23 protein-coding genes are annotated in these 23268 nt (G+C 71.8%); 7 read left to right on the top strand and 16 right to left on the bottom strand.

All coding sequences use genetic code 11. The annotated features are described in order from the left end of the window. Positions 1-106 precede the first annotated feature (106 nt). The 8 genes from ASG23_RS14885 to hrcA all read right to left on the bottom strand — a co-directional run bounded on the left by ASG23_RS14885 (position 107) and on the right by hrcA (position 8564). Entirely contained in the window at positions 107-1675 is a 1569-nt protein-coding gene (locus ASG23_RS14885; protein WP_327019474.1) for an alpha/beta hydrolase family protein, read from the bottom strand. Positions 1676-1698: 23 nt separating this feature from the next. Beyond that, entirely contained in the window at positions 1699-2613 is a 915-nt protein-coding gene (era, locus tag ASG23_RS14880) for a GTPase Era (RefSeq protein ID WP_056026503.1), read from the bottom strand. Then, positions 2610-3944 (bottom strand): hemolysin family protein, encoded by a 1335-nt coding sequence (locus ASG23_RS14875; RefSeq protein ID WP_056026500.1) that lies wholly within the window; start codon positions 3942-3944, stop codon positions 2610-2612. The genes era and ASG23_RS14875 overlap by 4 nt, the downstream gene beginning before the upstream one ends. Continuing rightward, positions 3941-4393 carry an rRNA maturation RNase YbeY gene (ybeY, locus tag ASG23_RS14870; RefSeq protein WP_056026497.1) on the bottom strand — a complete coding sequence of 151 codons (453 nt, stop codon included), beginning with the start codon at positions 4391-4393 and terminating at the stop codon, positions 3941-3943. The genes ASG23_RS14875 and ybeY overlap by 4 nt, the downstream gene beginning before the upstream one ends. A gap of 7 nt (positions 4394-4400) precedes the next feature. Beyond that, entirely contained in the window at positions 4401-5399 is a 999-nt protein-coding gene (locus tag ASG23_RS14865; RefSeq protein WP_056026494.1) for a PhoH family protein, read from the bottom strand. A 124-nt stretch (positions 5400-5523) separates the two neighbouring features. Further along, positions 5524-6282, bottom strand: a complete 759-nt coding sequence (locus ASG23_RS14860) for a 16S rRNA (uracil(1498)-N(3))-methyltransferase (RefSeq protein ID WP_056026491.1) — start codon at positions 6280-6282, stop codon at positions 5524-5526. Positions 6283-6313: 31 nt separating this feature from the next. Beyond that, positions 6314-7441 carry a molecular chaperone DnaJ gene (dnaJ, locus tag ASG23_RS14855; RefSeq protein WP_056026488.1) on the bottom strand — a complete coding sequence of 376 codons (1128 nt, stop codon included), beginning with the start codon at positions 7439-7441 and terminating at the stop codon, positions 6314-6316. Between the two features lie 100 nt (positions 7442-7541). After that, positions 7542-8564 (bottom strand): heat-inducible transcriptional repressor HrcA, encoded by a 1023-nt coding sequence (gene hrcA / locus ASG23_RS14850; protein ID WP_056026485.1) that lies wholly within the window; start codon positions 8562-8564, stop codon positions 7542-7544. 178 nt (positions 8565-8742) lie between these two features. Between hrcA and ASG23_RS14845 the strand changes: the two genes are divergently transcribed. Further along, positions 8743-9600 (top strand): DUF3097 domain-containing protein, encoded by an 858-nt coding sequence (locus ASG23_RS14845; protein WP_056026483.1) that lies wholly within the window; start codon positions 8743-8745, stop codon positions 9598-9600. 45 nt (positions 9601-9645) lie between these two features. Here ASG23_RS14845 and ASG23_RS19975 read toward each other — a convergent pair whose 3' ends face one another. Beyond that, the gene (locus tag ASG23_RS19975; RefSeq protein WP_157465690.1) at positions 9646-10764 is read right to left on the bottom strand and encodes a hypothetical protein; all 1119 of its coding nucleotides are present in this window, start codon (positions 10762-10764) and stop codon (positions 9646-9648) included. A 177-nt stretch (positions 10765-10941) separates the two neighbouring features. Here ASG23_RS19975 and ASG23_RS14835 point away from each other — a divergent pair, with 177 nt between their 5' ends. After that, positions 10942-11322, top strand: coding sequence for a DUF4870 domain-containing protein (locus ASG23_RS14835; protein WP_056026478.1), 381 nt, complete (start codon positions 10942-10944; stop codon positions 11320-11322). An 87-nt stretch (positions 11323-11409) separates the two neighbouring features. Here ASG23_RS14835 and hemW read toward each other — a convergent pair whose 3' ends face one another. Both hemW and lepA read right to left on the bottom strand, forming a co-directional pair. Then, on the bottom strand, positions 11410-12633 hold the full coding sequence (hemW, locus tag ASG23_RS14830; RefSeq protein ID WP_056026475.1) for a radical SAM family heme chaperone HemW: 1224 nt from the start codon (positions 12631-12633) through the stop codon (positions 11410-11412). Continuing rightward, positions 12630-14510, bottom strand: coding sequence for a translation elongation factor 4 (lepA, locus tag ASG23_RS14825; protein WP_056026471.1), 1881 nt, complete (start codon positions 14508-14510; stop codon positions 12630-12632). The genes hemW and lepA overlap by 4 nt, the downstream gene beginning before the upstream one ends. 112 nt (positions 14511-14622) lie before the next feature. On the opposite strand from lepA, the gene ASG23_RS14820 reads away from it, so the two are divergent. Continuing rightward, positions 14623-15330, top strand: a complete 708-nt coding sequence (locus tag ASG23_RS14820) for a maleylpyruvate isomerase family mycothiol-dependent enzyme (RefSeq protein ID WP_056026467.1) — start codon at positions 14623-14625, stop codon at positions 15328-15330. A gap of 3 nt (positions 15331-15333) precedes the next feature. Here ASG23_RS14820 and ASG23_RS14815 read toward each other — a convergent pair whose 3' ends face one another. From ASG23_RS14815 to ASG23_RS14805, 3 genes are all read right to left on the bottom strand, one after another. After that, on the bottom strand, positions 15334-16173 hold the full coding sequence (locus ASG23_RS14815; protein WP_056026465.1) for a transglutaminase family protein: 840 nt from the start codon (positions 16171-16173) through the stop codon (positions 15334-15336). 102 nt (positions 16174-16275) lie between these two features. Continuing rightward, a complete protein-coding gene (locus ASG23_RS14810) occupies positions 16276-17205 on the bottom strand; it encodes an alpha-E domain-containing protein (RefSeq protein ID WP_056026460.1) in 930 nt (309 codons plus the stop codon). Continuing rightward, positions 17199-18800, bottom strand: a complete 1602-nt coding sequence (locus ASG23_RS14805) for a circularly permuted type 2 ATP-grasp protein (RefSeq protein WP_056026457.1) — start codon at positions 18798-18800, stop codon at positions 17199-17201. Before ASG23_RS14805 ends, ASG23_RS14810 begins: the two co-directional genes overlap by 7 nt. Before the next feature lie 122 nt (positions 18801-18922). Here ASG23_RS14805 and ASG23_RS14800 point away from each other — a divergent pair, with 122 nt between their 5' ends. Both ASG23_RS14800 and rpsT read left to right on the top strand, forming a co-directional pair. Next, positions 18923-19420 carry a type II toxin-antitoxin system PemK/MazF family toxin gene (locus ASG23_RS14800; protein ID WP_082516333.1) on the top strand — a complete coding sequence of 166 codons (498 nt, stop codon included), beginning with the start codon at positions 18923-18925 and terminating at the stop codon, positions 19418-19420. 183 nt (positions 19421-19603) lie between these two features. Continuing rightward, positions 19604-19864 (top strand): 30S ribosomal protein S20, encoded by a 261-nt coding sequence (gene rpsT / locus ASG23_RS14795; protein WP_056026454.1) that lies wholly within the window; start codon positions 19604-19606, stop codon positions 19862-19864. Between the two features lie 185 nt (positions 19865-20049). On the opposite strand, the gene ASG23_RS14790 is transcribed toward rpsT, so the two are convergent. After that, complete coding sequence (locus ASG23_RS14790; RefSeq protein ID WP_056026451.1) at positions 20050-21372, bottom strand: helix-turn-helix domain-containing protein; 1323 nt, start codon at positions 21370-21372, stop codon at positions 20050-20052. A gap of 88 nt (positions 21373-21460) precedes the next feature. Then, complete coding sequence (locus ASG23_RS19970) at positions 21461-21604, bottom strand: hypothetical protein (protein WP_157465689.1); 144 nt, start codon at positions 21602-21604, stop codon at positions 21461-21463. Positions 21605-21820: 216 nt separating this feature from the next. On the opposite strand from ASG23_RS19970, the gene ASG23_RS14785 reads away from it, so the two are divergent. Then, entirely contained in the window at positions 21821-22549 is a 729-nt protein-coding gene (locus ASG23_RS14785) for an EAL and HDOD domain-containing protein (RefSeq protein ID WP_056026448.1), read from the top strand. An 89-nt stretch (positions 22550-22638) separates the two neighbouring features. Next, positions 22639-23262, top strand: coding sequence for an EAL domain-containing protein (locus ASG23_RS14780; RefSeq protein ID WP_235521136.1), 624 nt, complete (start codon positions 22639-22641; stop codon positions 23260-23262). Positions 23263-23268: the final 6 nt, after the last annotated feature.

Here is a 23268-nt window from a genome sequence, read left to right as displayed (position 1 = left end):
CCTCGTCCTCAGAACGGTCCTGATGGACCGTTCAGATCATCGGCGCACATCGTGCCGTACGTGAGCGCCTGGTACACAACGCGAACCACTGCGTGGTCATCCGTCGTCAGATCCCGAGCTGGAAGACACCCCAGTACGCCAGGATCACCAGCAGCACGACGGAGCCTATGACGCCCGCCCACAGGACGGACGTCCGCACGAATCCGGGCGCCGGGACGCCACCGGAGAGACGGATCCGACGGCAGCGGCGCAGGAGCAGGACCCCGACGACGACGACCGCGATGCCCAGCACCCGGACGAGGACCCAGCCGCCCTGCACGACGAGGTCGTTGCGCTGGTAGTCGAGCGCGAGGCGCGCGACCGCGACGATGTACCAGACGAGTGCGAGCACCGTGAGGATCGCACCGGCGCCGAGGGCGACCAGTCGTGGCAGCACCCCGCGCGCGAACCGGGGTCCGGCGACGGTCACGACAGCTCCCCGACGTCGCCGCACCCGGTCCGTGGCCTCCTCGACGCCGCGCGCGAACAGGACAGCCAACGGCCCGAGCAGGATCAGTGCCACCGAGACGATGGCGAGGGTCAGGACGACGTTGCCGTCGCCGAACCACCGGGGCTGCGGGACAGGTTCCGCGACGTACGTCTGCACCGGCTGCGCCCCGGCGATCCGGGGCGCAGCGTCGCCGGTGGCGGGCAGACCGAGCACCCAGCCGGACAGGTCGCGCAGGAACGCGGCGTCGACGTCCCCGTCGACGCGGATGCCGTGGTTGGCGCCTTCGTAGTACCGGACGGTGACGTCATCGTTCCCGGCGACGGCGGTGTCATCGACAACCTGCTCGGCGCCCTGGATGACGGGCATGGAGGCGTCGCCCGTGCCGTACACGACGAAGACCGGCTGCCGCATCTCTCGTTGGTACGGGGTGACGTCGAAGTCGGCGTACTCGAACCCTCCGCCGGGGAGCGACATGCCGACGGCGCGAGGGATCGCCCGGAACACCCCGTGCGGCACGCCGGTGTTGCGCAGGTAGGAGTCGACGGCGAACGCAGCCTGCTCGCGCGGCGGCACCACCGGGGAGGACACCAGGACGACGAACGCGATCGACGGGTCCCGGGCGCCCATGATCGGCGCGATCCAGCCGCCCTCGCTCTCGGCGTAGATGCCGACGGCCTCGGGGTCCACCCCGGGGTAGGACTGCAGCACCTCGACCGAGGCCTCGTAGTCCGCCGCCATCGCCACGTAGTCGCGGTGCCGGGTGGTGTACGTGTCGAGCCGCTTGTTCGGCACCATCGCCACGATCCCGGAGGCCGCCAGCGCGTGCGCCTGGTCGAGGAAGGCCGTGTCGTAGCGCCCGGTGCCGGCGCCGTGCACGAACACGATTCCCGGCTTGGGGCCGTCGAGCCCGACGGGTTCGCTGATCTGGGCGTCGACGGTCGCACCGTCGAGCTGGACCGAGACGACGGACGTGCGCACGTCGTACTCCGGCACGGGTGCGGCGGAGCCGATGGCGGTCGACGACGTCTCCACGACGAGCGGGTCAAGCAGCGGGACCGGGTCCCACTGCGGTCCCGTGACGGCGCCGAGGACCGCCAGGATCAGCACCCCGAGCGCGGTGCTCGCGGCAACCCGGTAGGACCGGCCCACGCGCCGGTCCACGTCCGCGCCCGCGCGTGACACCACGCGTCCACCCGATCTCAGCATGGTCAGAAGCCCAGCTTTCCGAGCTGCTTGGGGTCGCGCTGCCAGTCCTTGGCCACCTTGACGTGCAGGTCCAGGTACACGCGCGCGCCGAGGAGCGCCTCGATCTCGCGTCTCGCCTGGCTCCCCACGTCGCGCAGCCGCGCGCCGCCCTTGCCGATGATGATGGCCTTCTGGCTGTCCCGCTCGACGAAGAGGTGCACCCGCACGTCCAGCATGGGCACGCCGTTCGCGGCCGGCTCGTCACGGGCCACGATCTCGTCGACGACGACGGCCAGCGAGTGCGGCAGCTCGTCGCGCACACCCTCGAGCGCGGCCTCGCGGACCAGCTCCGCGACCATGACCGCCTCGGGCTCGTCGGTGAGCTCACCGTCGGCGTACAGGGCGGTGCCCTCCGGCAGGTGCCCGATCAGCACGTTCTCCAGCACGTCCACGTTGTACCCGGAGGTGGCCGAGACCGGCACGATGTCCGCCCACTCGCCCAGCGCCTGCACCGCCATGAGGTGCTCCGCGAGCTTGCCCTTGCCCACCAGGTCCGCCTTGGTGACGACGGCGACCACCGGCGTCCCGCGGCCGTCACGCGCCAGCTCGGTCATCTGCTCGGCGATGAACCGGTCCCCCGGCCCTACCCGCTGGTCCGCGGGCAGGCAGAACCCGACCACGTCGACCTCGGTGAGCGTGTCCTTGACCAGCGCGTTCAGGCGCTCCCCGAGCAGCGTCCGGGGACGGTGCAGGCCGGGGGTGTCGACGAGGATCAGCTGCGCGTCGGGCCGATGCACGATCCCGCGGACGGTGTGCCGGGTGGTCTGCGGACGCCCGGAGGTGATGGCGACCTTCTGGCCGACGAGCGCGTTGGTCAGCGTCGACTTACCGGCGTTGGGTCGCCCGACGAAGCAGGCGAATCCGGAGTGGAAGGTCATCGGGTGGCTCCGTGGGTGTCGGTCGGGGCGCGGCCCGGGGTGGGGGTGTCCGTCGGTCGTTCCGAGCTGTCGACCACGCTGACCAGCACCGTGGCGAGCCGGCGGCGCCGGCCCTCGACCCGGTCGGCGACGAGGTGCAGCCCGTGGATGTCGCCCGCGGAGCCCGGGAGCGGGACCTTGCCGAGAGCCTTGGCCAGCAGGCCGCCCGCGGTGTCGACGTCCTCGTCGTCCACCTCGAGGTGGAACAGCTCGCCCAGCTCGTCCCGGCCGAGTCGCGCGGGAACCCGGAAGACCCCCGGATCCAGCTCCTCCACCACCGGTGCGGTCGGGTCGTGCTCGTCGGTCAGCTCGCCGACGATCTCCTCGAGGGCGTCCTCGATGGTCACGAGGCCGGCGATGCCGCCGTACTCGTCGACCACCATGGCCATGTGCGACGAGCCGCTCTGCAGCTCGCGCAGCAGCTCGTCGACCGGCTTCGACTCCGGCACGAACACCGCCGGCCGCGCGAGCGACGACGCCGGCGCGTCAAGCATCGCCTCCTGCTCCCGGCGGTCCGACCGGCCGGTCGGCGCGATGGGCAGCCGGCCGACGACGTCCTTGAGGTAGAGCACGCCGCGCAGGTCGTCCACGGAGTCGCCGACGAGCGGGACCCGGGAGAACCCGGAGCGCAGCAGCAGAGCGAGCGCCTTGCGCAGCGTCGTGTCCTCGTGCGTGGTCACCATGTCCGTGCGCGGCACCATGACCTCGCGGGTGAGCGTGTCGCCCAGCTCGAGGACGGACCGGAACATCTCCCGCTCCTCGACCTCGATGACCTCCGACTCGCTGACCCGCTGCACCATGTCGCGCAGCTCGTCCTCGTCCTCGGCCGCAGTCCCCGCCCCGGGTCGCCCGGCGGCGCCCAGCCGACCGGCGACCGCGGTCACGGCCACGAGCACGCGGGAGAGCCGCGTCACCACCGCGACGGGGTGCCTGCGGCCGAGCGTGCGCGGGCTCGCCCGCACCAGCACGAACGCCACGAGCCCGCAGGCGGTCACCGCGACGAGCAGCACGGCCCACCAGGGCAGGTCCGCCGACGCGACCACGAGCGTGATGCACACCGTCGCGGTCATCTCGGCCAGCAGCCGCACGAACGCCGCCGCCGACGCCACCCGCGCGTCGTGCTCGGTCAGGGCCCGGACGCGGGCTGCGGCGGGGTGCCCCTCGGCGAGCAGCTCGGCGACCGCCGCCCGCGGGATCCGGACGACCGCCACCTCGCCGGCGGACAGCGCGGCGGCCGCGAGGATGCCGAGCGCTGCGACCAGGACGAGCAGCGCGACGGGGACGTCCGTCATCGGGACGCCAGGAACGTCAGCAGCAGCCGGCGCTGGAGGGCGAACATCTCCTTCTCCTCCTCCGGCTCGGCGTGGTCGTACCCGAGCAGGTGCAGGATCCCGTGGGTAGTCAGGAGCAGCAGCTCCTCGGCGGTCGAGTGACCCGCGGTGCGGGCCTGCTGCGCGGCGACCTCAGGGCAGAGCACGACGTCGCCGAGCAGGCCGGCGGGCGTCAGGTCGCCCTCGCGTCCCGGGCGCAGCTCGTCCATCGGGAAGGACAGGACGTCGGTGGGCCCCGGCTCGTCCATCCACTTGACGTGCAGGTCCGTCATCACGTCGGTCCCGACGAGCAGGATCGACAGGTCCGTCTGCGGGTGCACGTGCATCTCGTCCAGCACGTAGCGCGCGAGCGCGGCGAACTCCGCCTCGTCGACGTCGTACCCGGACTCGTTGTTCACCTCGACGCTCACGGCCGCCTCAGCTCCTGTCCCAGCGCGCGTACGCGTCGATGATCTCGCTGACCAGTCGGTGCCGGACGACGTCCGACGACGTCAGGCGGCAGAATGCGACGTCATCGACGCCCTGCAGGATCTGCTCGACCACGCGCAGCCCCGAGGTCTGCGACGACGGCAGGTCCACCTGCGTGATGTCCCCCGTGACGACGACCTTCGAACCGAAGCCGAGCCGCGTGAGGAACATCTTCATCTGCTCGACGGACGTGTTCTGGGCCTCGTCGAGGATGATGAACGCGTCGTTCAGGGTCCGGCCGCGCATGTACGCCAGCGGTGCGACCTCGATGGTCCCCGCCTCCATGAGCCGCGGGATGGACTCGGCGTCGACCATGTCGTGCAGCGCGTCGTAGAGCGGGCGCAGGTACGGGTCGATCTTGTCCGAGAGGCTGCCGGGCAGGAACCCGAGCCGCTCCCCCGCCTCGACCGCCGGCCGCGTGAGCACGATCCGGTGCACCTTGCGGTCCTGGAGCGCCTGCACGGCCTTGGCCATCGCGAGGTACGTCTTGCCGGTGCCGGCGGGTCCGATGCCGAACGTCACGGTGTGCCGTTCGATCGCGTCGACGTAGTCCTTCTGCCCCGACGTCTTCGCGCGGATAGTCCGACCACGGCCGGTGAGGATGTTGAACGACAGGACGTCCGCCGGCCGGGCGCTCGACGCCGCGGTCAGCATGGCGACCGAGCGGGTCACCACCTCGGCGGTGAGCGGAGTCCCGCCGGCCGCCATCTCGACCAGCTCGTCGACGAGCCGTGACACGAGCGCCACGTCCCCGACCGGGCCGGCCAGGGTCACCTCGTTGCCGCGGACGTGGATGTCGACGCCCGTGAACCCGGACTCGATGGTCCTCAGGACCTCGTCCCGCAGGCCGAGCAGCTCGACCATCGAGACCTCGGAGGGGACGCTGATCCGGTGCTCGACGCGCGCGGGCGCACCGGAGCTACGCGCTGTGGAAGTGGACTCAACCATGTGCTCGGCGTGCGCCGTGCGCTCCTTAGGTCGGTGTGCGTTCGAGGTGCCGGTACGGAAAGACGTCCTCAGTCTACGAGGCGGCTCCCACCGCATTCCCCACGGCTTTCCGGGGACCGGCGGATCAGGCCCAGCGGCCCAGTCGCTCGGCCAGCATCGCGAGCGCGACCGGCCCCGCGGTCGACGTGCGCAGCACGTGCGGGCCGAGGCGCACGGCACGCGCCCCTGCCTCCACGAGCCGGCCCAGCTCACCCTCGCCGATCCCGCCCTCGGGACCGACGACGACCAGGCACTCGCCCACCTCGGGCAGGCCTGCCGACGCGAGCGGTTCGCTCGCGTCCTCGTGCAGCACGAGCGCGGCGCCCCCCGCGGCCACGACGGCGCGGACCCGCTCGACCAGCCCTCGGGCGTCCAGCGCGACCTCGACCGCCGGCACCCGTGCCCGGCGCGACTGCTTGGCCGCCGCCCGCACGGTCCCCAGCCAGCGTGCGCGGCTCTTGGCCGCACGCTCGCCGCGCCACACCACGATCGACCGCTCCGCTTGCCACGGCACCACCGCGTCGACGCCCACCTCGGTGGCGGCCTCGATCGCCATCTCGTCCCGGTCACCCTTGGCCAGCGCCTGCACGAGCACCAGCGCGACCGCGGGGGCCGGCTCCACGACCCGTCCCTGCACGTGCACGAGGACACCGTCGACCGACACCGCACCGACCACCCCGAGCAGGCGCACGCCGGCACCGTCGACGACATCGACCCGCTCGCCGGGGCCGCGGCGCTGCACCACGCCCGCGTGCCGGCCCTCGGTGCCGTCGAGGAGGTAGGTGGCACCCTCGGTGACGCCGTCGAGCGTGCCGGGCTCGGCGAGGAAGACGGGCGCGCTCATGTCCCTGTCGGCACCGTCGGCACGGTCACGCTCAGCGACCCGAGAGCTTGTCGCGCAGCTTGGCGAACACGCCCGAGCTGGACGCGGCCAGCCGCGCCTCCGGACGCTCCTCGCCGCGCAGCGCGGCCAGCCGGCGCAGCAGCTCCGCCTGCTGGTCGTCCATCGCGGTCGGGACGTGCACCTCGACGTGGACGTGCAGGTCGCCTCGGCCGGCGGCGTGCAGGTGGCCGACGCCGAGCCCCTTGATCGACACGATCTGGGACGGCTGAGTGCCGGGCCGCAGGTCGACCTCGCGCGGGCCGTCGAGCGTGTCGAGCATGAGCACCGTGCCGAGGGCCGCCGCCGTCATGGGCACCTCGAGCGTGGCGTGCAGGTCGTCACCGCGGCGCACGAACGTGTCGTGCTTGCGCTCGCGGACCTCGAGGTAGACGTCGCCCGCGGGGCCGCCGGCGGGGCCGACCTCGCCCTGGCCGGTGAGCTTGATCCGGGTCCCCGTGTCGACGCCGGCGGGCACGTCCACGCTCAGGGTGCGCCGCGAGCGCACCCGGCCCTCGCCGGAGCACTCGGTGCACGGCTCGGGGATGACCGTGCCGAACCCGTGGCACGCCGCGCACGGCTGCGTCGTCATGACCTGGCCGAGGAACGACCGGGCGACACGCTGGACGGAGCCGCGACCGCCACACACCTCGCAGGTACGCGGCGACGTGCCCGGTCGGCAGCACGAGCCGCTGCAGGTCGGGCAGACGACCGCGGTGTCCACCGGGACGTCCTTGTGCACGCCGAACGTCACGTCCGCGAGGTCGAGGTCGAGCCGTACGAGGGCGTCCTGCCCACGACGCGCGCGCGGGATGGGGCCACGCTGCGCGGCGGCGCCGGTCGCGGCACCGAAGAACGTCTCGAAGATGTCCTGGAAACCGAACCCGCCGCCCATGCCGCCGCCCGGGGACGACGGGTCGCCGCCCAGGTCGTACGCGCGGCGCTTCTCGGGGTTGCCCAGCACGTCGTAGGCGCGGGAGACGTCCTTGAACGTGTCCTCCGAACCGGCGTCCGTCCCCGCCACGTCGGGGTGGTGCTCGCGCGCGAGCTTGCGGTACGCCTTCTTGATCTGCTCGGGGCTCGCGTCGCGCGGCACGCCGAGGATCTCGTAGTAGTCGGTCACGTGAGGTTCGGCTCGCTTCCAGCGTTGATCAAGGTGGTGATTGCGGTGGTGGTGCTTCTGGTGGTGTTTCTGGGAGGGGCCGCGACGACCGGTGCACCTGTCATTGCGCCAGGATCCGGGTCAGGTACCGGGCAACCGCGCGGACCGCGGACATGGTGCCGGGGTAGTCCATGCGCAGCGGGCCGATCGAGCCGATGCGCGCGACCGACCCGCCACCCTCGTCGCCGTAGCCGGTGGTCACGAAGCTCGTCTCGATGAGCCCGTCGTGCTGGGTCTCCCGGCCGATGCGGACCGCCACGGCCGCGGAGTCCTCGGCCATCTCCGAGAACAGGCGCAGGAGAACGACCTGCTCCTCGAGCGCCTCCAGGACGGGGCCGATGGACCGCACGTCCGAGCTGCCCACCCGCGCGAGATTGGCCGTGCCGGCGAGCACGACGCGCTCCTCGCTCTCCTGCGCGAGCGTCTCCTCGACGACGGCGACCACCGCGTTGACCAGGGTCTTGTCCGCCGGGGCGAAGCCCTCGGCCAGCTCACCGAGCGCCAAGGGCAGCTCGGAGAGGCGACGACCGGCGGCACTGACGTTGAGCCGGGTGCGCAGCCGAGCGACGACGGACTCGTCGAGGTCGGCGCCGAGCTCGAGGGTCCGCTGCTCGACGCGCCCGGTGTCCGTGATGAGCACGACGAGCAGGTGCCGCATGCCGACCGGCACGAGCTCCACGTGCCGCAGCGCCGAGCGCCGCAGCGAGGGGTACTGCACGACCGCGACCTGGTGCGTCAGCTGGGCGATGAGCCGGACCGCGCGGTCCACGACGTCGTCGAGGTCCTGCGCGGTCTCCAGGAACGTGCCGATGGCGCGACGCTCCGGGCTGGACAGCGGCTTGACGGTCGAGAGCTGGTCGACGAACAGCCGGTAGCCCTTGTCCGTCGGGACGCGACCCGCGGACGTGTGCGGCTGCGCGATGTAGCCGCCTTCCTCGAGCGCCGCCATGTCGTTGCGGATGGTCGCGGGCGAGACGCCGAGCGAGTGCCGCTCGACGAGTGCGCGCGACCCGACCGGTTCCTTGGTGGCGACGTAGTCCTCGACGATCGCGCGCAGCACGTCCAGCCGTCTGTCCTCGCTCATGTCGCCTCCCTCGTCGTCCTCGCCGGCCCGGCAGGCCGCGGCCGGCCCGTGTCTGCCTGTGTCGCGGGGTGGCACTCGCCGCGCACGAGTGCCAATGCTACGCCGCGCGCCGCGGCCGACGCGGGCGACGGCCGCGCGCCTCGAGCCCTGCCGTGGACCGCGCCCCTAGGCTGCCCGGGTGAACGACGACCGCTACGGCTCGGACGTGCTCGGAGGCTCCGCCTCGACGCACCACCGACCCACCCGCACCAGCCGCCCGCAGCCCGCCGAGACCGGCCTCGTCGTCGAGGAGGTCACCACCGGGTGGGTCGGCGCCGTCGTCCGCGTCGAGAAGTCCGGGGGCCAGCACGTGGTGGTGCTCGAGGACCGGCGCGGCCGGACCCGCACCTTCCCGCTGGGCCGTGGTTTCTGGCTCGACGGCGAACCCGTGGCTCTGACCGCGCCCGGGCGCACCCCGGCGCCCGCCCGGCCCACCCGCACCGCGTCGGGATCGGTCGCGGTGCACGACGCCCGCGCACGGGTGGCCCGCGGCAGCCGGATCTGGGTCGAGGGCAAGCACGACGCCGAGCTGGTGGAGAAGGTCTGGGGCGACGACCTGCGGCTCGAGGGCGTCATCGTCGAGCTGCTGGACGGCGTCGACAACCTGCAGGACGCCCTCCGCGACTTCGCACCCGGCCCCGGGCGACGCGTCGGCGTGCTCGTGGACCACCTCGTCACCGGGTCCAAGGAGAGCCGGATCGCCGCCGAGGCCGTCCGCGGGACACCGGCCGGATCGGTTCTGGTGCTCGGTCACCCGTACGTGGACGTGTGGCAGGCCGTCCGGCCCGAGCGGATCGGGCTCGACGCGTGGCCCGTCATCGAGCGTGGCACCGAGTGGAAGCGCGGGATCCTGCGCGAGCTCGGCTGGCCCGCCGACGAGCAGGCGGACGTCGCCCGCGCCTGGCAGCGCATCCTGCGCTCGGTGCGCAGCTACGCCGACCTCGAGCCGAGCCTGCTCGGCCGCGTCGAGGAGCTCATCGACTTCGTCACCGCGTGACGGTGCCCGGCCGCCGAGGACGCGACCGGGCACCCCACCCCGGGATCAGGCCGCGATCGGGTCGCCCAGCAGCCGCTTGAACAGGAACGCCGTCGCGAGGAGCGCGACGGGGACCGCGACGAGCAGCCCGATGCCGCACAGGAGGGCACCCGCGACGAGGACGACCGCCGTCAGCAGGTAGAACAGGAGCGTCGTCGACAGGTTCGCCGTGACGAGCTGGTAGCTGGCCTTGATGGCGTCGACCGGGCTCAGGTGCTTGTCGATGACGAACCAGAAGGTGAACAGCAGCAGGAAGCCGGCCACGACGGAGAGCAGACCGCCGAACACCGGGACGATGTTCAGGACGAGGTTGATCCCCGAGAGCAGCAGGGCGGTGAGCAGGATCGGACCCGGGTCCCTGAACGTGAAGAAGTCCCCGAAGGAGAGCTGTCGGCCTTCGGTCACGTCGAGCGCGGCGCGGATGAATGCCGCCTGGATCAGGTAGCCGATCAGGAAGGTCGCCGCAGAGAGGATGATGGCTCCGAACGAGAGCGCGATGCTGAAGATCGACCGCATCCCGTCGCCGTCGGGGTCGAGGAGTGCTCCGAAACCGCCGAAGACCAGCCCGACGATGAGCAGGACGATGGCAGCGGCGACGAACCACACGAGCGCGGCACCGATGAACAGGCCCCCGTGCTGCGTGAACTTCTTCCAGCCGTAGGAGTACGCCTCACCGATCGGGGACGCCTGCACCGGCGGGCCGTAGCCGCCGACCGGCGGCGGGTAGGCGCCAGGGGCCTGGCCGTAGCCGGGAGGGGCCTGGCCGTAGCCGGGAGGGGCCTGACCGTAGCCGGGAGCGGGCGGCGGGTAGCCGCCCGGAGCGGGCTGGCCGTAGGGCGATGAGCCGGCGGGTGGCTGCCCGTAGGGGGATCCGGCCGGCGGCTGCCCGTACGAGGGGGTCGGCGGCGGCCCCGCGGGCGGCTGGCCATATGGAGGCGGCGGCGGAGGAGCGGGCGGCGCCGTGGGAGCCGGCGGGACGGGTGGTGCGTCCGGCGAGGGCGGCTCGGCCGGGTCCGGCGCGGTCGGCGGCTCCGTCGGACCGCTGTCGGGCGCTTCGCCCGGCGTGACCGGCTTCGCGGGGTCGTCGTCGCGCGGCGGCGGCGTACCGCCGGGGTTCTCGCTCATGCGTGGCCTCCCTGGTCGCAGGGCGGTCATCGCCCACGGAGCAGCGAACCTGGGGCGGCGGTCGTGTGTCAAGGAACGGCAGGATCACAGGTGCGTCGCCATGGCCGACGCGACCCCTCCTCCGTCGGTAGGCTGCGCCTGCCGTCACGTCGACGGCCCGGACGAGGAGCAGCCACGATGTCGTACGAGCACCCGCAGAGCCCGCCGCCGAGCAGCGCGGACCAGACCCGGACCCTGGGCATGCTTGCGCACCTAGGTGGGATCCTCGCGTACTTCTACGTCGGCTGGGTGCCGGCACTCGTCATCTGGCTGGTGAACCGCGAGAAGGCGAGCGGGGCCGCCGAGGAGGCGCGGGTCGCACTGAACTTCCAGCTGACCGTCCTGATCGGGCTCGTCGCCTGCGCGATCGTCCGCTCGATCCCCGTCATCGGCTTCGTCGGCCGGCTCGGCTTCATCGCCGTGAGCATCATCAGCCTCGTCCTGAGCGTCCTGGCAGCCGTCGCCGTCCAGCGCGGCGGCCCCTACCGCTACCCGTTCAGCCTCGAGCTCGTGCGCTGACCGCACCCCGGCGGGCCATGACGCGGCCTGTGTCGCGACGAGCAGGTTGCGGCTCGCTGTGCCGGGTCATACCCACCCGGGGAGCGGTCAGCTGACCAACGTCCGCACGACCGCGTCGGCGAGCAGCCGACCGCGACGAGTCAGGACGATCCGCCGCCCGCCCGTGGCCGCGTGCCCGTCGACGAGCCCGTCCGCGACGAGGCCGGCCACCGACCGACGGGAGTCCGCCGGCAGGTCGTCGAGCGGCATCCCTGCAGCCAACCGGACGCCGAGCATGAGGCGCTCGAGCACGGCCCCGTCGCCCGTGACGGTCTCCCGGCCGGCGGCGGGGCTCAGTCCCCGGTCCAGCCGGTCGGCGTACGCGCGGGGGTGCTTGACGTTCCACCAGCGCACGCCGCCGACGTGGCTGTGCGCACCCGGACCGATCCCCCACCAGTCGTCGCCCCGCCAGTAGCTGAGGTTGTGCCGGCACGCGTCGGCGGGAGTGCGCGCCCAGTTGCTCACCTCGTACCACCCGAGCCCGGCGGCCTCGAACAGGTCGTCGGCCAGCTCGTACTTCGCGGCCTGGTCGTCACCGTCGGGCAGCTCGAGCTCGCCCCGGCGCACCTGGACGGCCATCCGTGTGCCCGCCTCGACCACGAGCGCGTACGCGGACACGTGGTCGACACCCGTCGCGAGGGCGGACTCGACGCTGGCGCGCCAGTCGTCGAGGGACTCCCCCGGGGTGCCGTAGATGAGATCGAGGGACACCGCGAGGCCGGCCTCGCGAGCCCATCGCACGACGTCCGGGATGCGTCGGGGGTCGTGGGTGCGGTCGAGCGTCGCCAGGACGTGCGGCACCGCGGACTGCATCCCGAACGAGACACGCGTGAATCCGGCGTCGGCGAGAGCGGCGAGCGACTCCGGCGTGACCGAGTCGGGGTTCGCCTCGGTGGTGACCTCGACGTCATCGACGAGCCCCCACGCGTCGCGGACGCCGCCGAGCATCCGCGCGAGGTCCGGCACCGCGAGGACCGTGGGCGTTCCGCCTCCGACGAAGACCGTGCTCACCGGACGGCGCGGGAGGTCAGCCACGACCGACGCGGCCAGCTCGATCTCGCGCAGCGCAGTGTCGGCGTAGGCGTGCTGGCTCGCGCCGCCGCCCAGCTCGGTGGCCGTGTAGGTGTTGAAGTCGCAGTACCCACAGCGGACCGTGCAGAACGGCACGTGCAGGTAGACGCCGAACGCACGCGCGTCGGCCCCCGCGACGACGGAGGCCGGCAGGCGGCCGTCGTCCGGCGCCTGGTCACCCTCAGGGAGGGCGGGACTCACTTCTTCTTCGCGTCCTTGCCGCCGGCCGATCCCGCGGGCTCGCTGGACAGCGCGGCGATGAAGGCCTCCTGCGGCACGTCGACCCGACCGATCGTCTTCATGCGCTTCTTGCCCTCCTTCTGCTTCTCCAGGAGCTTGCGCTTGCGGGTGATGTCGCCGCCGTAGCACTTGGCCAGGACGTCCTTGCGGATGGCACGGATGGTCTCGCGCGCGATGATCCGGGCGCCGATGGCCGCCTGGATGGGCACCTCGAACTGCTGGCGCGGAATGAGGTCCTTGAGCTTGGCGGTCATCATGACGCCGTACGCGTAGGCCTTGTCCTTGTGCACGATGGCGCTGAACGCGTCGACCGTCTCGCCCTGGAGCAGGATGTCGACCTTCACCAGGTCGGCCACCTGGTCGCCGATGCGCTCGTAGTCGAGGCTGGCGTACCCGCGCGTCTTGGACTTCAGCTGGTCGAAGAAGTCGAACACGATCTCCGCCATCGGCAGCACGTACCGCAGCTCGACGCGGTCCTCGGACAGGTAGTCCATGCCCTGCAGCTCGCCGCGCTTGGTCTGGCAGAGCTCCATGATCGCGCCGATGAACTCGCTCGGGGACAGGATGGTCGCCTTGACCATCGGCTCGTTCACGTCGCCGATCTTGCCGGCGGGGAACTCGCTCGGGTTGGTCACCGTGACCACCGTCTTGTCCTCGAGCGTGACCTCGTAGACGACGTTCGGGGCGGTCGAGATGAGGTCGAGGTCGAACTCGCGCTCGAGGCGCTCGCGCACGATCTCCAGGTGCAGGAGACCGAGGAAGCCCACGCGGAACCCGAAGCCGAGCGCGACCGACGTCTCCGGCTCGTAGTTCAGCGCCGCGTCGTTGAGCTTCAGCTTGTCGAGGGCGTCGCGCAGGATCGGGTAGTCGGTGCCGTCGATCGGGTAGAGGCCCGAGAAGACCATCGGCTTGGGGTCGGAGTACCCGCCCAGGGCCGCGGCGGCGGGCTTGCTCGCGTTGGTGACCGTGTCGCCGACCTTCGACTGGCGCACGTCCTTCACGCCCGTGATGAGGTAGCCCACCTCGCCGACGCCCAGCCCCTTGGTCGGCACGGGCTCCGGGGAGATGACGCCGATCTCGAGCAGCTCGTGGGTCGCGCGCGTCGACATCATGACGATCTTCTCGCGCGGGTTCAGGTTGCCGTCGATGACGCGGACGTAGGTGACGACTCCGCGGTACGTGTCGTAGACGGAGTCGAAGATCATCGCGCGCGCCGGGGCGTTCGCGTCTCCGGTGGGCGGCGGGACCAGCTCGACGATCCTGTCCAGCAGCTCCACGACGCCCGCGCCGGTCTTGCCGGACACCCGCAGGCAGTCCTCGGGCTCCCCGCCGATGAGCTTGGCCAGCTCCTCCGCGTACTTCTCGGGCTGCGCGGCCGGCAGGTCGATCTTGTTGAGCACCGGGATGATCGTCAGGTCGTTCTCGAGCGCCAGGTACAGGTTGGCCAGCGTCTGCGCCTCGATGCCCTGCGCGGCGTCCACCAGCAGCACGGCACCCTCGCAGGCGGCCAACGAGCGGGACACCTCGTACGTGAAGTCGACGTGCCCCGGGGTGTCGATCATGTTCAGCGCGAACGCCTTGTCCTCCACGCCCCACGGCATGCGCACGGCCTGCGACTTGATCGTGATCCCGCGCTCGCGCTCGATGTCCATCCGGTCGAGGTACTGCGCGCGCATCGCCCGCGAGTCGACGACACCGGTGAGCTGGAGCATGCGGTCGGCCAGCGTGGACTTGCCGTGGTCGATGTGCGCGATGATGCAGAAGTTGCGCAGCAGCTCGGGCGCCGTGGCCGCGGGGTGGATGCGCGACGAGGCGGCTGCACTCGGGATCGGGGACAAGCGGACTGCTCCTGGCGTCGGAGTCGGGCGGCGCAGGTGCTGGCGCCTTCCCGACGTACGGTGACCGGTGACGGCCTGGTCGGCTGTCGGTGGTCTATCGCACCATGGTCCCATGACGACGGGCCGAGCCGATGCGCCGACCGACCTGCTCACGGTGCTCAGCGGTCTGCAGCACGACTTCCTCGCCACGATCCCGCTGGTGGACCCGACCACGCCCGTGCCGTGGTGCGGCCGCTGGCGCGTCAAGGACCTCGTCGTGCACCTGGCCCGCGTCCACCACTGGGCGGCCGCGCAGGCGCGCCGCCGGCAGGAGACGCCGCTGGGCCGCGGTCCGTTCGTGCTCGAGGAGCTCTACGCCGGCTGCGCCGCAGAGCTGCGGGACACCCTCACGGAGCTCGGGCCTGACGCGGTGGCGTGGACGCTCGCCGAGAACGGCCCGGCCTCGTTCTGGCACCGCCGACAGACCCACGAGACGCTGGTGCACCTGTGGGACCTGCGCGTGGCGGGCGGGCTGGACCTGAGCGTCGAACCGAGGATCTGGGCCGACACCGTCGACGAGGTGGTCACCTTCATGCAGCCGCGTCAGGAGCGGATGGGGCGCATGGAGCCGCTGCCCGCGCCGGTCGGGCTGGTCGCGGACGACACCGGGCGCTCCTGGCTGCTCGGCGGGTCGACCCGTCCGTCCGCGACGGTGTCGGGCCCCTCCGAAGCGCTCGCCCTGCTGCTCTGGGGGCGTACCACGCGCGCCGACGAGCGCCTCACCGTCGAGGGCGAGGTCGCCGCGCTCGACGACGCGCTCGGACGGCGGCTGACGCCCTGACCCTCAGGCCTCGCGCGTGATCTGCACCTGGACCTCCGCAGCCTGCGTGCCGGCACCGGCGTAGATCCCGCGCAGCGGCGGGACGTCGTCGTACGACCGCCCTCGGGCGAGGACGACGTGGTGGTCGCCGGCGACGACGCGGTTGGTCACGTCGTACGCGCACCACTCGCCCACCCACCACTCGACCCACGCGTGCGAGTCACCGAGCACGGTCGTCCCGACGGGCGCATCGGAGTCGGGGTGCAGGTAGCCGGAGACGTACCGCGCCGGGATCCCGATGGCACGCAGCGCCCCTGCCACGAGGTGCGCGATGTCCTGGCACACACCCGCCCGCGCGGTCCACGCCTCGGAGGCCGGGGTGTGCACGGTGGTGACGCCCGGGATGTACTCCATCTCGTCGCGCAGCGCGGTGGCGACGGCGAGCGCAGCGTCCGCGGGCTCGAGGTCCCCCGCCACCTGCTTCGCGAGCTCCACCACGTCCTCGGGGGGCGCGGTCGTCGGCGTGTCCGAGAGGAACTCCGCCAGCCGGTCGCGCAGCTCCGCACCACGTAGGGTGTCCCAGCTCGCCGGGGTGCGCAGCGGCGCCCGCTCGGCGACCTCGACCAGGTGCTCGGCGGTGATCACCATCGACTCGTGTGGCGTCAGCACCTCGAACGCCGAGACGGCGGACCCCCAGTAGTCGCGGTACTCGTGCCAGCCGGTGTGCGGCTGCACGTCGATCCGCGTCTCCAGCACCGTCTGCCCCTGCTGGGACAGCGGCGTCATCCGCGCCTCGTTGTACGACGCCAGCACGGCGCTCCCGTACCGGAACGTCGACGTGTGCACGACCCGAAGCCTGCTCACAGTTCCTCCTCGTTCGCGACCCTGCGGGCGACCCCGCCCTCCGGCTCACTCACAGCGCCTCCTCGTTCGCGACCCTGCGGGCGACCCCGCCCTCCGGCTCACTCACAGTGCTTCTCCCACCCAGTTCGTCGACGACGCGCTCGGGAAGTACCGTCCGCGGATCGCGTCCGAGGCCGCGGAGCACGCGCGCTGCACCCGCTCCATCTCCTTGGGCAGCGAGTCGAGGACCTCGATGAGCGGGCGGTACTCGAGGTTGGTGCGCACGTAGCCGATGTGCCGCCGTGCGTCGTCCACGGCCGCACGGTCGGACGCGCCCTCGAGGTTCGCCAGGCACGCCTCGGCCTGGTTGAGCGCGAAGACGATGGACCGTGGGAACAGCCGGTCGGTCAGCAGGAAGCCGGCCGCCCGCTCGTCGGACGCGGCCCCCCGGTACATCCGCAGGAAGGCCTCGTGGGCACCGCAGGACCGCAGCAGCGTGGTCCAGCTCGGTCCCGCCGAGCCGGCGAGCGCTCGCGTGGTCAGCAGCCGCGCGGTCATGTCCGCACGCTCGATCGACCGGCCCAGGACCATGAAGTTCCAGGTGTCGTCGCGCGACGTGGCCGAGTCCATGATCCCCGCGACGATGGCCGCGCGTTCCCGCACCCACGTGAAGTAGTCGTGCGGACGCGCGGGCCTCATGTGCGACGGCAGCTGGTTCCACGTCGCGTTGAGGCACTCCCACAGCTCGGTCGAGATGATCTCGCGTGCACGGCGGGCGTTCTCCCGCGCCGAGACCAGCGATCCCGCGATGGACGACGGGGCGAACCGGTCGTACGCGAGCATGTCGAGCACGAACTCACGCCCGACCTCGACGTGCACGGGTGGCGCCGCGCGGTCCATCACGGACAGCAGCGACCGGCAGGCCAGGTCCTCCTCGGCCCAGGGGTCCTCCAGCAGGATCTGCACGTGCACGTCGAGCAGACGGGCCGTGTCGTCCGCGCGCTCGACGTAGCGACCGATCCAGAACAACGACTCTGCGATCCGGCTCAGCACGCGTCACCTCCGTGTGAAGTTGTGGTGGTGCGGGTGCGGCCCTGCTGCTGTTGCATCACCTGGGCACGCACGTCATTGGGGTTGGAGTCGATGGGGACTGCCGAGTCCTGCCCGACGGCCTGCGGGAGGTCCGACTGGTGCCGCACGGCACGGCGCGGCACCGCCCCGCCGAGCACCCAGGTGTCCTTGGAGCCGCCGCCCTGCGACGAGTTGACGACGAGCTCGCCCTCGGGGAGCGCCACGCGGGTGAGCCCGCCGGGGAGCACGAACACGGACTCGCCGTCGTTCACCGCGAACGGTCGCAGGTCGGTGTGCCGGGGCCGTAGGCCGTCCTCGACGAGCGTCGGCACGGTCGACAGCTGCACGACGGGCTGCGCGATCCACCCGCGCGGGTCGTCCCGGAGCCGCACCTTGAGCTTCGCCAGCTCGGCCGGCGACGCCTTGGGCCCGACGACCAGGCCCTTGCCGCCCGAGCCGTCGACGGGCTTGACGACGAGCTCGTCCAGCCGGTCCAGCACCTCCTCGAGCGCGTCCGGCTCCTCGAGGCGCCACGTGTCGACGTTGCGCAGGATCGGCTGCTCGCTCAGGTAGTACCGGATGAGGTCGGGCACGTAGGTGTAGACGAGCTTGTCGTCGGCCACCCCGTTGCCCACCGCGTTCGCGATCGTGACGGTGCCGTTGCGCGCGCACGTCATGAGCCCGGGGCTGCCCAGGTACGAGTCGTTGCGGAACACGACGGGATCGAGGAAGTCGTCGTCCACCCGCCGGTAGATGACGTCGACCCGGCGCCGGCCCTCCGTCGTGCGCATCCAGACCCGCCCGCCGGAGCAGAACAGGTCGCGCCCCTCGACCAGCTCGACCCCCATCATCCGGGCCAGCAGGGAGTGCTCGTAGTAGGCGCTGTTGAACACTCCGGGGGTCAGCACGACCACCGTCGGCTCGTCGACGCCCGACGGAGCCGCGGCGGTCAGCGCGGCGAGGAGCCGCCGCGGGTAGTCGGCGACCGGGCGGATCCGGAGCGCGGCGAACAGCTCCGGGAACGTCTGGGCCATCGCCCGGCGGTTGGACAGCACGTAGCTGACCCCGCTGGGCACCCGCACGTTGTCCTCGAGCACACGCCAGCCCCCCAGGCTGTCCCGGACCAGGTCGATGCCCGAGACGTGCACACGGACGCCGTTCGGCGGCTCGATCCCGCGGGCGGCGCGCAAGAAGTTGGTCGACGAGACGACGACGCTGCGTGGGATCACCCCGTCGGCGATCGCGCGCTGCGGGCCGTAGACGTCAGCCAGGAACGCCTCGAGCGCCCGGACGCGCTGCGCCACGCCGGGTGCCACGTGCTCCCACTCGTCGCCCGCGAGCACGCGAGGCACGACGTCGAGAGGGAACGGGCGCTCCTCGCCGGCGAAGTCGAACGTCACGCCTTGCGCGAGATAGGAGCGGGCGAGCGTCTCGGCCCGCGCGCGCAGCTCTCCGGCGCTGAGCTGCGCGAGCGCGCGGTGCAACCCTTTGTACGCCGTGCGGGAGCCACCACCGTCGGGATCGATCATCTCGTCCCACGCCGGTCCGGTCGGATAGTCGTCGAACAGGTCGGCCATGATCCGGACAGTATCCGCCCGGTGATAACGCCGCGTTACGTGGAGCACCACGGCGGGTCGGCCTGTCCGACCACGCGCCCCACCTGGAACCCCGCCCGCCCGGTACGGTCGGCCCCGTGACGATGAGCTCGCGCTGGACCCGCGTTCGACGAGCAGTCCGCGACGGTGTCGCCCGCCTGACGGGCGCGTCCCGCGGACCGGGTCCGGCGCCGGCGCCCCTGCCCGATCACCTCGGCACCGTCCGGCTCCAGTACGCCCCGGTGCTCGACGGCGACGCGGACCCCGGCGAGATCGTCTGGGCGTGGGTCCCGTTCGAGGACGACCCGCGCCAGGGGAAGGACCGGCCCGTCCTGGTCATCGGGCGCGACGCCGACGACCTGCTCGGCCTGATGCTCACCAGCAAGGACCACTCGCGCGATGCCGCTCTGGAGGCCCGTCGAGGTCGGGTGTGGATGGACATCGGCTCCGGGGCGTGGGACTCCCGGCGGCGGCCCAGCGAGGTGCGGCTGGACCGCGTGCTCCGGCTGCATCCCTCCGCCGTCCGCCGCGAGGGCGCGATCGTCGAGCGCGCGCTGTTCGACCAGGTGGCCGCGGCGCTGCGTGCCACGCACGGCTGGTGAGACGGATCACGGGGTTCGGCCATCGGCGCCCTGCCTGCTAACATGGTGATTCGCGTGTCCGCCCGGGTCGGCGGGCACAAGCCCAGTTCCTCTCCGCGGGTATCCCCACGCCCATGTCCCGGAGCTGTGCGCGCCCTCTAGACCTGTCAGATCGCTTCGGCGAACGCACAAGAGAGTCCACACGTGGCCAACATCAAGTCCCAGATCAAGCGCATCACCACCAACGAGAAGGCGCGCCTGCGCAACAAGGCGGTGAAGTCCGAGCTCAAGACGCACATCCGTCGCGTCCGCGAGGCTGTTGCCGGTGGCGACAAGGACGCCGCCTCGACGGCTCTCGTCGAGGCGTCGCGCAAGCTCGACAAGGCCGTCTCGAAGGGCGTCATCCACGAGAACCAGGCCGCCAACAAGAAGTCGGCGCTGGCGAAGTCGGTCGGCGCACTCTGATCATCCGCTGAGCGGGTCACGGCACTGCCGTGACCGCCAGTCGCCGCGATCAGCGGCACGAGCAGCAGCGAAGGCGTCACCCGAGGGTGGCGCCTTCCGCTGTGTGTCGCCCTCGTCGAGCGTGAGACACAGTGAAGGCGTCACCCCCCCTGCGGGGTGACGCCTTCGCTGTTCTCCGACCTCGATCAGATCAGCGACCAGGTCTCCCAGGAGCTGAGCGGGATCGTGGGACGGAAGCCTGCCTCGCGCAACGCGCGGTCGTACGCCTGCGCCGCTGCGGCGCTGTCGCCGTGCATGGCGTACCGGTCTCCCAGGTCGCGCCACGCCGACGCCGAGTGCCGGGATGCCGACATCATGCCGAGCAGGTCCGCCGCCGACTCGTAGGCCCGCGCCGCACCCACGACATCGCCACGCGCGTGCAGCGCGTCGCCGCGGGAGAGCTGGGCGAAAGCAGTCTCGAGACGCGGCGGGTCCCCCAGCCGCTCGAGCGCGGCCGTGGCGAACCGCTCTGCGGCGTCGATGTCACCGAGCAGGAGGTGCGCCCGAGAGCTCTCGACGTCGACGCGTGCCAGGTCGAGCTCCGAGCCGAGGACGGCGAGACCGGGCGCCGCACGCTCGATCTGCTCCAGCGCACCCCGCGGGTCCACCGGGTCGGACCGCAGCAGCAGCCACGCGTAGTTGAGCCGCAGACGAGGCAGGTCACGGTCAGCCTCGCCCTCGGACAGGAGCCCGAGCGCCCGTTCCGTGTACCGCTGCGCGAGCTCGTAGTCGCGTCGCTGCTCCGCGACGAGCGCCGCGTTCCAGTAGACGCTCCCCCGACCTCGAGGACTGCCCAGCGACTCCGCGAGCCGCACGAGCTCGGCGGCCCGATGGGTCGCGTACAGGAGGTCACCACGCTCGACGTACGCCCACAGCACTGTGGACGCCAGACGCAGGTGCTCGTCCGTCCCGGTGAGGTCGGCCGCCTCGAGCTCGTCGAGCGTGCGCTCACCGACCTCGACGCTGCGGTGCAGGTCGCCGGCCTCGAGGTAGGACGCCACCAGCGCGTTGGCCAGCTTGGCCGACTCGACGTGGTGCGTGCGAGCCCGCGAGTCCGCCAGCAGCGGCTCGAGGATCGCGACCGACGCCTCGAGGTCACCCAGGACCTCGAACGCGTTCGCCAGCGTGGTCAGCGCCTCGAGGCGGACCGACGGCGAGACGATCTCGAGGTCCAGCGCCTCGAGCCTGCGTCTCGCACCGACGGCGTCGCCCTGCGTCATGTCGAGCTTGGCGTAGTCGATCTCGAGGCGTGTGCGTGCCTCGTTGGGTCCGTCTTCGCCGTGCTTCAGGTACTCGAGGGTCGTGCCGAGGCGTGTAGCCAGCACGGCGAGCGCGGAGTCGGTCGGTTCACGATGACCCGCCTCGATCAGAGAGATGTAGCTGGGCGAGAACGCGGAGCCCGCGAGGGAGGTCTGCGACAACCCTGCGGCGAGCCGAGCGTCGCGCACCCGGTCAGCAATCGTGGTCATGAACAGTCATTGTATGTGTGACGTCCCCCGGATGCACCACCCCCGCAGAGACCGCGTGTTGTCGGCCTCTGCTGTGCTTCGCGGGAGGTCAGTTGATGAGGCGGCAGCAGCCGCTGGCTCCGCCGGAGAACACCGTGTCACTCGCGCCGTCGGCGAGGGCTGAGCTCGGCGCGAGGGTCAGGAACCCGAGCACGGAGAGGGCGACGAGGGCGGACTTGAGCGTTCTGGGCATGGGCAGTGCTCCATCTTCTGTGTCGTGCGGGCGTGCGGGTGGTGCCCATGATGGCCTGTGACTCGCACCGTGTCTCCCGTTACTCACCGGTCCGGCCCTGAATGGGTGAAAGATCCCGGTTCGACGCAGCTCTCGCAACGGGGCCTCGACGACACGCCAGAATTCCACCCGCCCCGGAGCGGTTCACAGCGGCGAACATGTGGTGTCATAGATCCCATGACACCCGACGACGCCGACGGGCGGCTCGCGCACCTCGCGGCCGCTGTGGAGGACGCCATCCCTCTTGCCCTTCGGCAGGAGTGGGCGCAGCGGATCTCTCACGAGCCGGTGCTCGTCGCGCGACAGGGCATCTTCTCGGAGCATGGGCGCCCGTTCGCCTACCAGCTGTCGTTCCGGTCCCCCGACCAGCTCACTGCGAGCGCGATGTCGTGGAGCTCCCACCAGCACGAGCGGGCGACCGCTCACGTGCTCGGCGCCACGTTCGGCCGCGCCGACCTCGAGAACGTCGCCAACGGCAGGCTGCTCTTCGTCCGGTGCCCGCGCGCGTACCTCGTGGGCGATCTGCCCATCCCACGCCGCCCTGACCGCCTCGTGATCGAGGTGAACGACGCCGTCACGGTCGACTCGGCAGTGCTCTCAGGCATCCGCCGGTTGCGTGAGGAAGGGTTCCGCGTCGCAGTGCCGGCCTTCGTGAGCAGCCCGAACCAGCGTCGCCTCCTGCCTCACGCGGACTTCGTGAAGATCGACGTGCGAGACCTGGACGTCGAAGGGTCGCCCGTGGTCCACCTCGCCCGGTCGTACGGCGCCCTGCTGGTCGCCGAGTACGTGGAGTCGCCGGACACCCTCCAGCACGCGCGGGAGCTCGGGTTCACGCTGTTCCAGGGCAACCTGCTCGAGCGCGCCGGCGTGCTCGACCGGGCAAGCGCTCGCCGCGTCCGCCTCTAGCCCCATCCGCTGATGTGCTCCGTCACAGTCGGCTGCTCCGATCGGGTGAACCCGCGTCATGAAGCCACGCCGCGACGCTCTCATCAAGCGTGATCGCGTCCGTCGCCTCCCCCGCTCTCCCTTCGCGGCTCCCCATCGCGTCCCAGCCCATCTGGACGACGGACGGCCGCCTGTTCGGCAACGAGTTCCTCTACCGGTCCCGTGACGGCCTTCCCGCGCAGGTCGACCGGTGGCGCTCCGACCGCCAGGACGTCGCCACGGCGTCGGTGCTAGAGGTCCTCTTCGGAGACGGTCCCCCCGTGGCCACGACCTTTGCGTTCGTGAACATCACCCGCTCGTTCCTGGTCGACGACCGCCCGCTCCCCGCTCACGCAGGACGTCTGGTGCTCGAGATCGTCGAGTCCGTCACGGCGGACGACGCGGTCATCGCCGGCCTGGAGCGACTGCGGCTGCGCGGATACCTCATCGCGATCGACGACTTCGCTGCGGAGCCGGACCAGGTCGCGATGATGCCCTACGCCGACTTCGTGAAGATCGACTGCCGAGACGTCCGCCGGCAGGGCTCCTCCCTCGTGCAGCTTGCGCGCGAGCACGGCGCCCGGCTGATCGCGGAGCGGGTCTCCGACTCCCTGCTGGTCGAGGAGTGCATCGGCTGGGGGTTCGACCTCCTGCAGGGGGACGTGCTCGGTCCCGCGATCACCCTGCGCGCGTAGGCACGA

It is taken from the genome of Cellulomonas sp. Leaf395, assembly GCF_001424125.1.
Taxonomy (GTDB): Bacteria; Actinomycetota; Actinomycetes; order Actinomycetales; family Cellulomonadaceae; genus Cellulomonas.
This window is presented reverse-complemented; position numbering and strand designations above follow the sequence as displayed.